Below are 13,238 nucleotides of genomic sequence, written 5' to 3'. Positions count from 1 at the left end.
TTGTCGCGGAACACCACGACCTTCTCGTGAACCGGCCCGCACTCGCGTCGGCGAGAATCACCTACTTCCGCGTCTACTGATCTCCCCGTGGATACCGGGGTCACCACGTCCACCAAACTCGTTCTCCGGCCGCTCGATCGCGATGGCGCGTCGATCGGCCACGAGTTCGGGCGTGTTCGTCTCCACCGTGAACCTGATCAGCTCGGCTGCTGTATCCAGTTCGCGCACACCGGCATCCGGATGCCGGGCGAGCCCGCGCGGTTGACCGCCGCGGAGCTTGCCGTGCCGGTCGATGGTGTCGAGCAGGTCCCACTCGACGTCCAGATCGAGCCGAATCCGGACGGTGGCAGCGTTGGCGGAGCCGGTCGAGCGAGTTCTGTGCCGAGGCGACGGTGGCGTAGTCGACGACGGTGTGCCACGAGCACGTACCCGAATACCGATGCCGGCCGCCGGGATTCGGGAACAACCGCTGTCAGGATCAGCGAACGGAGCCACACGCAGGCGCCGTAGCGCACCACGGCCGCTGACGCCGTCTCCTTCGGCAGCCCCGACTGCATCCTGTTCATGCGCCACGGCTGCGGACCGGCGGGGCCGTCATAGCCGATCGCCGCACCAGCGTTGCAGGACTTCGGCTACCGTCTGCGGGTGTGCGCGGCCCGCGATTCCGGATTGGGCCGAAGCACGCCACGGTAGGCAAGATCCTGCCGCGAAGAGAACTCCGCTTTCACCGCGCAGGCGTAAGTGAATCTGGGAAGGCCCGTAGTCGAGCGACTGTGTGCCCGTGTATCAGCTGGTAGACCCCTCCGCCGGCACCAACCGCAGCGAGATCGAGTTGATGCAGTAGCGCTTGTCGGTGGGGGTGTTGTAGCCCTCGCCCTCGAAAACGTGGCCGAGGTGGCTGTGGCAGTTCGCGCACAGCACTTCGACGCGGTGCATGCCGAGGGTGTCGTCGGCTTTCAGGATCACCGCGTCGGATTGCGCCGGGTCGAAGAACGACGGCCAGCCGCAGTGCGAGTCGAATTTCTCGGTGCTGCGGAACAATTCGGCTCCGCAGGCCCGGCACTCGTAGACGCCGTCGGTTTTGGTGTCGGTGTATTCACCGACGAAGGGGCGTTCGGTCGCGGCCTCGCGCAGCACCGCGTATTCCTCGGGGTTCAGCTTCAGCCGCCACTCCTGGGGCGTGAGCTGGATCCGCGGTGCGGGCAGGGAGGTGTCGGCTTCGGAGCTCATCACTCCACGCTAATAGGTTTGGCGACAACTGTCGCTGAACCGTTGGCCGACCTGGGCTTCTCAGCCGTCGGGGCGGCGGGGGCCGTGGCGGGCACCGGCTTGAACCAGGTCGGGTCGATGCCGAACTGCAGCCGGCCTTCGCGTCGCGCGGACAGGTACCGCTCACCCAGCACACAGAACACGACCAGCAGCAGCAGTCCCCAGCCGAAGGTGATGCGCAGGTATTCGACGTCGCGACCCCAGTGCTGCCAGCCCGGACGATCCGAGAGCCACTTGTCGTAGCTCATGAACCCGAACACCGCGAGCCAGGCGGGCCAGTTGCGCAGCACCGAATTGCGCAGCACCACGGTCATCAGGAACGGGAACAGCATCATCGAGTAGTACATCTGGCCCAGCGAGGGCAGCAGGAACGACGCGGTGAGCAGCACACCGGAGGACGTGCACACGAAGAACAGTTCGTCCTCGCGGTAGTACCGGTACAGCAGCCACAGCGAGATGGCGACGAGCACGCCCATGCCCAGGCGCATGCCCCAGATCAGCCACGGCGGCAGGCCGTAGTACTCGCCGTTGCCCGCGATCGCGCTGTTGAAGTAGTCGCGCGTCTCGAAAAGGTAAGGCGCGGTGTGACTGAAGAACTTTTCCGGGTCCTTCGACAGTGGCCAGGCGATCGCCATCAAGGCGACCGGCACGCCGATGGCGGTGATGAAGACCTTCCACTGACCGCGAACCAGCGCGACGAGCAACAGCGGTGCCAGCGTGGGTTTCACCGCGAGACTCAACCCGAGTGCCGCACCGGCCCACAGATCGCGACGTTTGAGCAACAGGTGCAAGAAGATCAGCTCGGCGGCGAGGATGCAGCCGTTGACGTTGGTGAAGACCAGTGTGTTGGTGACGGTCTCCGACAGGAACATCGCGAACAGCAGTACCGGCGCGACCACCGAACTCACCGTGAACCGGAACAACCGGAGCAGCAGATACCAGGCGAGGATGATCGCGATGACGTTCACCAGGATGAACAGCCAGCGCGCTTTCTCGTAGTCGTGCACCCAGGCCACGGGCGCGATCAGCAGCGTGCCGCTCGGGTAGTACAGGTAGTGCGGATCGACCGAGTCGAAGTTCGCCCAGTACACCGGCCGCCGGTTCAGGAAGTCCAGCGACGCCTGGTAGACCGGCCGGAAGTCGTCGGTGATGTACCCGTTGACAGCCTTGATGAAAACCCGGTTCAGCACGGTCATGACCGCGATGGGCCAGAGTGCGAACTTGATCACCTCGGCGGTGGTGCGAGCGGTGCGGGGCTCGAGCTGTCGAAGGAACACTGGGGCACGGTACACCGAATCCCCTTGATCCGGTTGCCCGGACCTCTTCGACGCGCCGCTAGAAGCGCTATTCGTGGTGTCGGATCAGGCCGGGCAGGCGGTGCCGTCGGCGGGCAGCTTCGCCTCTTTCAGATAGTCGACCAAGAGGCGTTGGGCACAGGTCGAATGATTGGTCACCGGATGGCCCCAGCCCTGCCAGGTGACACCGGCCTGCCTGGCGCCCGCTTTGCCTAGCGCACCGGCCACCGAGGCTTGGCCCGCGTTGCCGACCACGGGGTCGGCGATGCTGCCGAGTACCAGCACCGGGAGGTCGAGCTTCTCGGGCAGTTGCGGTGCCGTGGACACCGGCCAGGCCGAGCAGTCCATCAGCGAGATGGCCATCGCGCGGCCGAACACCGGGTATTTGGTGCCCCAGGTGTTCATCAGCTCTTTGGCCCTGCTCGGGGTCGGCGGCTGCTGAATATCGGTGCAGCGGTTCACGAATTGGCCGTCGCCGCTGATCGCCGCGGATTCGCGTTCGATCATGGTGGCGAGTGCACCGCGGTCACCGCGCCCGGCGGCCGACAGCGCGTCGGCGAGTTCGCGCACCCGGTCGGCCTGGTCCGCGCGCGGGCCGCCGAGGAAGCCGGACACCGCGGTGAGCAGCGCGTTGGCCGAGATGTCGCCGAGCTGGCCGGAACCGGCGCGGTTCACCAGATCGGTGATCGCGGCCCGCGGGTCGGGGCCGAGCGAACAGCCGAGCCCGGTGCAGCGCTGCGCGAACGCGGTCAACGCCGCTTCCGCGCCTTCCAACTGCTGTTCGGCGCGGGTGGTGGCGTCGACGGCGACGGCCTCGGGGGAGTCGAGGACGAGCCGGGCCAGGTGATCGCCGTACTTGCGGGCGTAACTCAGGGCGACCTTCGCGCCGTTGCCGGTACCGAGCAGCGCGATGTGCTCGACCTGCCACTGCCTGCGCAGCTGTTCGATGTCGTCCGCGGCGTGCGGCGCGTCGAAGGTGCCCTCGTACGGTTGCAGGAAGTCGCGGCAGGCGATGGTGCCGTCCTGGCTGAACCCGGTCACCGCCTCGACCGGATCGGCTGCGCCGGGCCCGAATTGTGCGTTGTCGGCCATGCCCTTGCGGATCTCCGGCGGCAGGCAGTCGATCGGCTGCGAGCTGCCGATGCCGCGGCGGTCCACCGCGACGACCGGGCGGGCGGCCAGCAGCGCGCTCGCCGGTCCGGTGGCCAGTCCGGCGAGGGTGGCCGTAGAGGACCGATCCGAGCCGGAGGTGAGCACCAGCGGCGCCGCGTCCGCGGGGGTCTGCGGCAGCTTGGCCCGGATGGCGGCGGCCCGGAAATTGCCGAGCACCGAGCCGGCCGCGTCGATCGGGGTGGAGTATTCGGCGCAGTCGAGCACCAGACCGGCCGGGGCCGGTCCGAACCCGAGCAGGTCCAGGGTCGGCTTGGTGCATTCGCGCCACGCCAGATCGGTTTTCGGCAGTTCGGCGCTGGGCGCCGGGGGCGGGGCCGGGGAGGTGGTGGCGACGTCGCCGCCGACCCGCTGGCGCTCGACGGCCACACCGGGACGGTCGGAGGGCCCCGCCCCGCATCCGGCGATAACGATCGAGAGTGTCGCGGCCAGCACGACGGCCCGAGTCCAGCGCATGCGCTACAGCCTGCCAGGTTCGGCCCGGTCTTTCACACAGCAGGGGTCGACGAGCCGCGATGACGTGGCTATCGGCGAACCCAGCGGGTCAGCATGGTGCCGTCGTCGTCGAGCAGCAAGTGCGCGCGACGCATGCGGAGCTGGAACTCGTGCGCGGACAACGAGATCCGCCGGGCGGTGCCGCCGATCAGGATCGGCGCGATGGTCAGGCACAGCTCGTCGACCAGGTCGGCGGCCAGCAGTTCGCCGAACAGGTGCGGCCCGCCCTCGCAGAGCACGCGGTAGAGGCCGCGCTCGGCCAGCACGCGCAGCAACCCCTTGGGCGTGACCGCGAGATCGCCCGCCTCGATCACCTCCGCGCCCGCGTCGGCGAGTTGCTGTTTGCGATCGGCGGGCGCGGTGGTCGTGGTGATGATCAACGGCGGGACCGTCGTGTCGGTGAGCAGCCGGGCCCCGAGGTCGATCGCCGCGCTCGCGGTGACCACCGCGATCGGTGGCGCCGCACCGTCCGGATGGCCGCCCGCGCCGCGCTGATGCAACGCGCGCCGCAGCTGTGCGTCGGTGCGCGCGCCGCCGTAGTTCTCCGAACGGACCGTGCCCGCGCCGACCAGCACCACATCGGCCAGGTCGCGCAGCATCAGGAACACGGCCTTGTCCGCCGGCGTGCCGAGGCCCTCCGATTGACCGTCGCTGGTGGCGGCGCCATCGATGCTCGACACGAAATTGGCGCGCACCCATGGTGCGGACAGCTGCTCGGGGTAGGCGTACACCTGCGCGAGATCGCCCGGAGTGAGGTCTGTGAGCTGGGTCGCATTGTGGATACGCTGCATGAAGGTAGATCACACCACGTCACTAGGCTCCGCATATGCAAGAACGCCTCGTCGACCGCCACCCGGAGGTTCCGGCCGACCAGCTCGTCGCCCAGATGGTGCCGCCGCCCATGTTCGATGAGGTCAGTTTCGCCTCCTACATTCCCGACTCCAAAGAGCCCAGCCAGGCGGCCGCGGTGCGCAAGGCCGAGGAGTTCGCGGGGGAGGTGGCCAAGATCCACAAGGCCACGAACAAGAAGAGCTTGTTCGGCAAGAAGAAGCCGGTCTCCGGTGCGGGCCTGTATCTCGACGGCGGGTTCGGCGTCGGCAAGACCCACCTGCTGGCCTCCATCTTCCACAGCGCGCCCGCGCCGAAGTCGTTCGGCACCTTCGGCGAGCTCACCAATCTGGTCGGCGCCCTCGGCTTCACCAACGCGGTGGAACGACTGTCGGCGAACAGCGTGCTGTGCATCGACGAGTTCGAGCTCGACGATCCCGGCGACACCATGCTGGTCTCGCGTCTGCTGACCGAGCTGTCCGCGAAGGGCGTCTCGATCGCCGCGACCTCCAACACGCTGCCGGGTCAGCTGGGCGAAGGGCGTTTCGCCGCACAGGATTTCCTGCGCGAGATCAAGAAGCTCGGCTCGATCTTCGAACCGGTGCGGGTCGACGGCCCGGACTACCGCCATCGGGATCTGCCGCCCGCGCCCGACCCGACCTCGCCCGGGGCGCTCACCGAACGGGCCGCCGCGACGAAGCACGCCACGCTCGACGAGTTCGATGCGCTGCTGAAGCACCTGAGCACGCTGCATCCGTCGAAGTACGGCGCGTTGATCGCCGGGGTCTCGGCAGTGTTCATCTCGAACGTGCACCCGGTGACCGATCAGGCCGTCGCGCTGCGCATCGTGGTGCTGGCCGACCGGTTGTACGACGCGAGCGTGCCGGTCACGGTGTCGGGGGCCAAGCTCGACGAGATCTTCTCCCAGGAGATGCTCGACGGCGGTTACCGCAAGAAGTACCTGCGGGCGATTTCCCGGCTGCTGGCGCTGTCGCGGTTCGAAGTGTCCGCGTAAACAGACCCCGCCCCGGCGGGGAGTTCGAACCACTGTATGGGAGCCAGCACATGACCCAGCGCTCGATGCGCGGCCCGATCGCCCTCGCCGCCGGCCTGGCCGTCGCCTTCGGCCCGGTGGCCGGGGTCGCGCTTGCCGACCCGCCTGCCGCGTCGGCGGTCGCGTTCGACCGGTCGCTGCACCTGCAGGGCGTCCAGAATGCCCGCGACCTCGGCGGTTACCGCACGGTCGACGGCAAGACGGTCCGCACCGGACTGGTCTACCGCACCGGCCAGCTCAACAACGCCACGCCGGACGATCTCGCCGCGTTGGCCGACCGCAAGGTCCGCTTCGTCGACGACCTGCGCACCGTCTACGAGCGCGCGGTCGGACCGGACCGGGTGCCCGCGGGCGCGGTCGCGAATTGGGACGACGTCATCGGCCAGGCGCCGCCGGAGGTGCTGGCGAGCACGCTCACCGGCGGCGACAGCCTCTATCGCGCCTTCATCACCGCGCCCGGCGCGAACGCGGCGTTCGCCGCGGTGCTGCGCGACATCCTCGGCGCCGAAGACGGCGCGGTGCTGTTCCACTGCACCGCGGGCAAGGATCGCACGGGCTGGACCGCCGCCGTGCTGCTCACCCTGCTCGGTGTCGACCGCGCCACGGTGAACCAGGACTACCTGCTGTCCAACGAATACCGCAACGCGCGCCCGGACGATGCGCTCAACGGCGTCCAACAGCCTTGGCTGGACGCGGCTTTCGATCAGGCGAACCAGACCTACGGCAGCTTCGGCAACTACGTGCGCGACGGGCTGGGCCTGTCCACTGCGGACATCGCCGCGCTGCGGGCGAAGCTGCTCGCCTGAGGTCAGGACCGCTGCTCGGCGTACCAGCGGTCGATCAGCGCGGGCAGCTCCTTGCCCATCCAGACGAAGAACTCGTGCATATCGCGCACCCGGGCGGCCTGCTCGCCGTTCGGGTCGTCGAACAGCGCGAGGCCGCGTGAGGTCATCATGGTCAGGTCGCTGTACATGCTGCTCTGCTGGCGGGTGAGTTCGGGCAGGATGCCGGGGCGGATCGCGTAGTAGTCCTTGCGATCGCCCGGCTTGGAGATCTTGTCCACCCAGCGCATGGTGACCAGGATCTTCAACGCGCCGGAGATCGAACCTTTGGACGCTTGCAGTGCGTCGGCGATCTGGCCGAAGGTCTGTTCCGGCGGATTCGAGACGAGCAGCCACCCCGCGGCGCGTCCGGTCATCCGGACCAGGCCCATGCGTTCGAGTACCAGCGCGAAATCTTCGACGAAGGCCAATTGTTCCGGGGTGGGGGCGGTTTCGGCACTGCTCACAGCTGCGCCTCGCGCGCGCTCGGCTCCGCTGTGTGCATGGCTGGCTGGTACATGGTTCGAGTATCCCTTCGGTAAACGCGGACAGGTGCACGGGGCGGCGGTTGCCCGCCGCCCCGCGTCGCGCGGTCAGACCGCGAGGTCGCGCCGGTCGAACGCGGCCAGTGCGAGGGCCATGGCGAGGGCCGCCACCGCGATCAGGACGCTCAGGTGCAGGGCGTTCCAGCCGTTGACCACCGGCTTGTCGCCGACCGCGTAGTAGAACGGCGATATCCGCCGCAGCCAGTCCGCGCCGAGGGTGTTGGCGAAGTAGCCGCCGAGCGCGAGTACCGACGCCGAACCCAGTGCCAGCGAACGCTTTCCGGTGATCGCTCCGGCCAGCAGCGCGATCGCGCCGACGGCCAGCGCGAGCAGGCCGAGCGCCACGCTGGCCGCGAGGATCTGCCCGGTGGGCACCACCATCTTTCCGGCGCGCGCGCCCGCGATCACGCTCAGCGCAAGCACCGTGGTGATCACCGTGATCTGCACCGCGAGCGCGCCGAAGCGCTGGCTCAGCAGGTGGATCCGGCTGACCGGCTGGGCGAGCAGCAGATCCAGCGTGCCGTTCTCCTCCTGGGTGACCGAGCGCGCGGCGAAGGTCACCGCGAAGATCAGCATGAGCAGCAGGCCGATCATCGAATAGATCATCGAGTGCAGAAAGCCGGTGGCACTGGCGAAATCGCCCGCGCCGAGCGCGTCGTAGACCCGGTTCTGCTTGATGTTGTTCAGCGAGCCTTGTTCTTTCAGCGAGTTGAACGAGGGCAGATACAGCAGCGGCACCAGCGCGATGCCGATCGACCAGCCGATGAGGCCGCGGCGCTGTTCCTTCAACGTCTGGGTGAAGACCGAGCGTGTCATGACGAATTCTCCTGTGCGATAAGTGGTTCGAGTCAGCGGCCGTAGAGGCTGAAGAAGATCTGCTCCAGGTCCGGCTCGGTCGAGAGCACGCTCACCAGTGGGTATTTGGCGGCCATCTTGAACAGCCCGTCCACCTCGCCCTCGGTCGTGCAGTGCAGCGTCCGTCCGTCGATGGCCAGGTCCCGGACGCCGGGCAGCCGCGCGAAATCGTCGGCGAAGACGTCGGCGCCGAACACCAGCTCGACCGAACGTGGTGAGCGACGCCGCAATTCGTCCACGTTCTCGGTGCCGAGCAGTTTTCCCGCGCGCATGATCACGGCGTGGTCGGCGGTCTGCTGCACCTCGCTGAGCACGTGCGAGGACATGAACACGGTCTGCCCGTCCGCCTTCGCCGCGAGGACCAGATCGAGAAACCGTTGCTGCAGCAGCGGATCCAGGCCAGAGGTCGGTTCGTCGAGGATCAGCAGATCGGGCCGGTGCATGAAAGCCGCGACGATGCCGACCTTTTGCTTGTTGCCCTTGGACATGGCGCCGACCTTCTTGGACAGATCGAGATCGAGCAGCTCGGCGAGTTCGGTGATCCGGCGGGCGGGCACCGCGCCGTCGCGCTGGTCGGCCAGGAAGCCGAGCAGATCGCGGGCGGTGTTGCGCCCCTCCAGCGCCAGCTCGCCCGGCAGGTAGCCGATCCGCCTGCGTAGTTCCGCGCCGCCCTTGCGGGGATCGACGCCGAACACCTCGACGCGCCCCGAGGTGGGCCGGATCAGGTCGAGCAGGATGCGGATGGTGGTGGATTTGCCCGCGCCGTTGGGTCCGAGGAAACCGAACACCTCGCCCGCCCGCACGTCCAGGTCGAGGCCGGTGAGGGCGACGTGCTTGCCGTAGTGCTTGGTCAGACCCTCGGTGCGAATCGCGGCTGTCATGGAGTACTCCTGAGTACTGGATGTTCTGTAAGGAACGATGTGTTCAGTAAAGACTGAACTTACAAAACTTGTCAACCCGGTACCGCCGGTTACGATCCGGGGTCATGACGAAGTTCAAGACGTGGGACGGCCTGGAACTCAACTATCGGGTCTGGGAGGGCGAGGGTGTTCCCGTCGTGTTGCAGCACGGAGTGGTCGCGGATACCAACGCGAACTGGATGAGCACCGGTGTCGTGCGCGCGCTGCAGGCCGCCGGGCGCACCGTGGTGTCGCTGGACGCGCGCGGGCACGGCCGCTCCGAGAAACCGCACGACGCCGCGCAGTACACCTGGGAATTCATGGCCAAGGACCTCAGCGCGCTATACGACGAACTGGGCTTCGATCGCGTTGTGCAGGTGGGCTATTCGATGGGCGCGATCATCTCGCTGCTCGTCACGGCCGCCGACGAACGAGTCGAGCGCCTCGCCATCGGTGGCGTCGGGTCGGGCGTACTCGACTGCGGTGGTGTCGACCGCCGGGTCGTCGAACTGCCTGCACTGCAAGCCGCGATGGGCGCGGACACGGCCGACGTGCCGCAGCTCGCCATGATGTTCCGCATCCTCGCCGACGCGGTGCAGGCCGACCGGGCGGCGATCACAGCGCTCGCGACCGGACTGGATTCCCGCCCGATCGAAGGGCTGTCCGGCATCACCGTGCCGACGCTGGTGCTGGCCGGGGACAACGATCCGTTCGCCGCCGAGCCCGAACGTCTTGCCGCGGCGCTACCCGACGGCAAGCTCGTCGTGGTGCCGGGCGATCACCTGATGGCGGTCGTGGCGCCCGACTTCCACACCGCGCTGGTCGAATTCGTGTGAGTTAGAAGGTCAGCCGCAGCACGAAATCGTGGTGCGTCTGATTGCCGACGGTGAAGGACTTGGTGCCGACCTGGACGAACCCGTGTTTGGCGTAGAACCGCTGCGCGCGCGGGTTCGACTCGTTGACACCGAGCCACACCGCGGCGAAACCGCCCTCGCGCGCCCGTTCCAGCGCCGCGTGCATCAGTGCCGTCGACACGCCGGTGCCGTGATGGCCGGGTAGCACGTACATCTTGCTGATCTCCACCATCGGGCGCACGTCGAGTACCCGCGCGACCTCCGGATCGGCCGGCTCGCCCGCGATGAGCATCGCGTAACCGACGATGTCCTCGCCCGCGACCGCCTTCAGCACGGTCCGGGCCGGATCGCTCAGGTACTCACCGAAGCGGTCGCCGGAGAGCGCCTCGGTGACGAAGAGGTCGATGTCGTCGGGCGTGGCATCCGGCGGGCAGGCCAACGGAAAGGTCGCCGCGGCAACGTCACTGAGTTCCTCGGCGTCCCACAGACCGGCCCGGTCGACGATGACTGGGATGTTGCTCATCAATCAAGTAGAGCACGGTCGTCCGCAGAGGTGGGATGTTTATCGGCTTCCGGCCGGGCGTGGAACACCCGGGCGAGCCCGATCAGCAGCACCGCGAACAGCAGCGGGATCACGAAGCCGATGCGGTGCCCGAAACCCGCCGCGACCGCGCCGACCACGCCGCCGCCGATCAACGTGCCCGCGTAGTTGAACAGATTCAGCCGGGCGATGAGCGCGTCCAGCCCACGCCCACTGGTCAATTGCCCCGCCTCGCTGAAACACAGCGGCGCGATCACCGGCATGCCCGCGCCCGCGATCGAGAACCCGATGATCGCGACCAGCGGGCCGGGCGCCACGATCACGATCAGCAGGCCGCTCGCCCCGATCAACGCCGCGGTCCGTACCACGCGTCGCGGGCCGAAGCGCCGGACCAGTGGGTCGCCGGTGAGCCGAGCCACCAGCGAGGTGCCCTGATACGCGGCCAATGCGAGCGCCGCGGTCGCCGAACCGGCCAGCAGATCGTCGGTCAGATACAGCGCCGACCAGTTGCCGACGGCCAGGTCGATCGCGAAAACCAGCGCCATCGCGAGGCCGAACACGAGATAGGCGCGCAACGCGACCTTTTCGGCAGATGACACCTCCGGCTGTTCGGCCGGACCCGCTTCGGCCTGCTGCGGCCCGAGCAGTCGCGGCCCGAGCACCGCGCCCGCGACGAGCACGATCCCCGCCGCGCCGAGCAGCGTCTCCCGCAGTGTCACCCCCAGCGCCTCGCACCCCGAGACGAACAGCGCGCCCGCGATCGAACCCGCGCTCCACGCGGCATAGAACGAGGACAGAATGAACGTCCCGTACCCGTGCTGGATGAAGACCGCCTGCATATTCGTGCTCGCGTCCACGATGCCGACCGCGATCCCGTAGCAGCCGAGCGCGAGCAGCAGTATCGCCGTGTTCGGCGCGAACGCCACCGCGGTGCCGGTGATCGAGATCAGCAGCAGGCCGGTGCGCACCGCGACCCGGCTCGACCAGCGCAGCGCCAGCCGTTCGGCGGCCACGCTGCCACCGCCCGCGAGCAGCGAGACCAGCACCACCGATCCGACGATCAACCCGTCGGACAGCCCGAACTTGTCCTTCTGCTGCGGTAATTCGGTCAGCACCACGGCGAAGAAGAAGCCCTGCAACCCGAATGCGACCGAGTTCGCGATCCGGGCGCCCCGCAGCTCGGGTGCGATCGAACTCATCTGCGCAGGGTAGCGGGGTGCCGGGGACTGCGCGGGCGGAATCGGCCGCGGCGATCGGCAACGGCGATCGACCGGATGATGACGCCGGTGCCACCCCGTTCGCCGGCCCGCCGCCTGCCACGCTCGATGGGCCGCAACGACACTCGTGACCATCGGAGGCCGGCCGGGATGAGACAGCTGCCAGCGGACTTCTTCCGTGCACCGTTCGACTTCTATCGCGCGCTGCGGGCCGAGGGTCCGGTCCATCGAATCCGGTTGCGCAACGGCGTGCGCGCCTGGCTGGTCGTCGACTACGACGCCGCCAGAGAAGTGCTGCACCATCCCGACATCCGCAAGGACCCGCACACCGCGCAAGGCGCCGCGGCGCGGCAGGCCGCGGCGGGCGAGAGCGGCGTCACGGCCGCGAACATGCGCCTGAGTCACCATCTGCTCAATGCCGACCCGCCCCGGCACGCCCGGCTGCGCAGGCTGGTCACGCCGGCGTTCGCGCCCGCGCGGATGGCGGCGCTCGAACCACGAGTCGAGGCGATCGCGGCGGAGCTGCTCGACCGCATCGAGCGGACCGCGCAGGCGGGCAACCCTGTCGACCTGTTGGCGGAGTACGCGTTTCCGCTGCCGATCACGGTGATCTGCGAACTGCTCGGCGTGCCCGCCGAGGACCGGGAGCAGTTCCGCGCCTGGTCCGCCGCGGTGGTCGATACGCCGATGTCGACGCCGGAGGGGATGCGCCGCGCTACCGACAGCATCGTCGACTTCTTCGATCGTCTGGTGGCGCTGCGACGCACCCGGGGGCTCGGCCCGGACCTGATCTCGCAGCTGCTCGCCGTCAGTGACGACGGTGACCGGCTCAGCCACGACGAGCTGATCTCGATGGCGTTCCTGATCCTGGTCGCCGGGCATGAGACCACGGTCAATCTGATCGGCAACACCGTGCTCGCCCTCCTGGACGACCCGGCGCGCTACCGCGCGGTGCACCGTGACCCCGCCGGCGTGCCGGCGCTGGTCGAGGAGATGTTGCGCTACAACGGCCCGGTGAACGCCGCGACGCTGCGCTACACGACCGCGCCGGTCGCGCTCGGCGCCACCGTGATCCCGGCGGGTGAGCTGGTGCTCGTCGCGCTGGCCTCCGCCAACCGTGACGAACGTCATTTCCCGAATCCCGCCGCGTTCGAACCCGGCCGCACGAGCGGCCATCTCGCGTTCGGTCACGGCATCCACTACTGCCTCGGCGCGGGTCTGGCCCGGTTGGAGGCGCGGATCGCGCTCACCCACCTGGCGCGGCGCTTTCCCGCCTTGCGCCTCGCGGTCGCGGCGGACGAGCTGCGCTGGCGGGAGAGCATTCTGATCCGTGGCCTGATCGATCTGCCGGTGGATCCGGCGGGCACCCCGGCCGCTATGCGGGTTGTGCATTGA

14 protein-coding genes are annotated in these 13,238 nt (G+C 68.4%); 4 read left to right on the top strand and 10 right to left on the bottom strand.

Annotation, left to right across the window (positions count from 1 at the left end; translation table 11 throughout):
* Positions 1-57: 57 nt before the first annotated feature.
* The 5 genes from O3I_RS43080 to O3I_RS29415 form a co-directional block, all read right to left on the bottom strand.
* Complete coding sequence (locus O3I_RS43080) at positions 58-495, bottom strand: hypothetical protein (RefSeq protein ID WP_014986659.1); 438 nt, start codon at positions 493-495, stop codon at positions 58-60.
* A gap of 291 nt (positions 496-786) precedes the next feature.
* A complete protein-coding gene (gene msrB, locus O3I_RS29430; RefSeq protein ID WP_014986658.1) occupies positions 787-1,230 on the bottom strand; it encodes a peptide-methionine (R)-S-oxide reductase MsrB in 444 nt (147 codons plus the stop codon).
* Positions 1,230-2,546, bottom strand: coding sequence for a glycosyltransferase family 87 protein (locus O3I_RS29425; RefSeq protein ID WP_014986657.1), 1,317 nt, complete (start codon positions 2,544-2,546; stop codon positions 1,230-1,232). Before O3I_RS29425 ends, msrB begins: the two co-directional genes overlap by 1 nt.
* An 84-nt stretch (positions 2,547-2,630) precedes the next feature.
* Complete coding sequence (locus tag O3I_RS29420) at positions 2,631-4,190, bottom strand: alpha/beta fold hydrolase (protein ID WP_014986656.1); 1,560 nt, start codon at positions 4,188-4,190, stop codon at positions 2,631-2,633.
* A 68-nt stretch (positions 4,191-4,258) separates the two neighbouring features.
* Positions 4,259-5,020 carry a pyrimidine reductase family protein gene (locus tag O3I_RS29415; protein WP_014986655.1) on the bottom strand — a complete coding sequence of 254 codons (762 nt, stop codon included), beginning with the start codon at positions 5,018-5,020 and terminating at the stop codon, positions 4,259-4,261.
* A gap of 35 nt (positions 5,021-5,055) precedes the next feature.
* On the opposite strand from O3I_RS29415, the gene zapE reads away from it, so the two are divergent.
* On the top strand, positions 5,056-6,072 hold the full coding sequence (gene zapE / locus O3I_RS29410; RefSeq protein ID WP_014986654.1) for a cell division protein ZapE: 1,017 nt from the start codon (positions 5,056-5,058) through the stop codon (positions 6,070-6,072).
* A gap of 50 nt (positions 6,073-6,122) precedes the next feature.
* Positions 6,123-6,917 (top strand): tyrosine-protein phosphatase, encoded by a 795-nt coding sequence (locus O3I_RS29405; protein WP_014986653.1) that lies wholly within the window; start codon positions 6,123-6,125, stop codon positions 6,915-6,917.
* A 2-nt stretch (positions 6,918-6,919) separates the two neighbouring features.
* Here the strand turns inward: O3I_RS29405 and O3I_RS29400 are convergent, their stop codons facing one another.
* The 3 genes from O3I_RS29400 to O3I_RS29390 all read right to left on the bottom strand — a co-directional run bounded on the left by O3I_RS29400 (position 6,920) and on the right by O3I_RS29390 (position 9,213).
* Positions 6,920-7,399, bottom strand: coding sequence for a GbsR/MarR family transcriptional regulator (locus O3I_RS29400; RefSeq protein ID WP_014986652.1), 480 nt, complete (start codon positions 7,397-7,399; stop codon positions 6,920-6,922).
* A gap of 126 nt (positions 7,400-7,525) precedes the next feature.
* Complete coding sequence (locus O3I_RS43075) at positions 7,526-8,293, bottom strand: ABC transporter permease subunit (protein WP_014986651.1); 768 nt, start codon at positions 8,291-8,293, stop codon at positions 7,526-7,528.
* 32 nt (positions 8,294-8,325) lie between these two features.
* Positions 8,326-9,213, bottom strand: a complete 888-nt coding sequence (locus O3I_RS29390; protein ID WP_014986650.1) for an ABC transporter ATP-binding protein — start codon at positions 9,211-9,213, stop codon at positions 8,326-8,328.
* 104 nt (positions 9,214-9,317) lie between these two features.
* On the opposite strand from O3I_RS29390, the gene O3I_RS29385 reads away from it, so the two are divergent.
* Entirely contained in the window at positions 9,318-10,067 is a 750-nt protein-coding gene (locus O3I_RS29385) for an alpha/beta fold hydrolase (protein ID WP_014986649.1), read from the top strand.
* Between the two features lies 1 nt (position 10,068).
* Here the strand turns inward: O3I_RS29385 and O3I_RS29380 are convergent, their stop codons facing one another.
* Positions 10,069-10,608 carry a GNAT family N-acetyltransferase gene (locus O3I_RS29380; RefSeq protein ID WP_014986648.1) on the bottom strand — a complete coding sequence of 180 codons (540 nt, stop codon included), beginning with the start codon at positions 10,606-10,608 and terminating at the stop codon, positions 10,069-10,071.
* Positions 10,608-11,825 (bottom strand): MFS transporter, encoded by a 1,218-nt coding sequence (locus O3I_RS29375; RefSeq protein ID WP_014986647.1) that lies wholly within the window; start codon positions 11,823-11,825, stop codon positions 10,608-10,610. The genes O3I_RS29380 and O3I_RS29375 overlap by 1 nt, the downstream gene beginning before the upstream one ends.
* A 168-nt stretch (positions 11,826-11,993) precedes the next feature.
* Here O3I_RS29375 and O3I_RS29370 point away from each other — a divergent pair, with 168 nt between their 5' ends.
* Entirely contained in the window at positions 11,994-13,238 is a 1,245-nt protein-coding gene (locus O3I_RS29370; RefSeq protein WP_014986646.1) for a cytochrome P450 family protein, read from the top strand.

It is taken from the genome of Nocardia brasiliensis ATCC 700358 (genome assembly GCF_000250675.2).
Classification (GTDB): Bacteria; Actinomycetota; Actinomycetes; order Mycobacteriales; family Mycobacteriaceae; genus Nocardia; species Nocardia brasiliensis_B.
The sequence above is the reverse complement of the archived record's forward strand: the minus strand, read 5'-3'. Positions and strand labels throughout refer to the sequence as shown.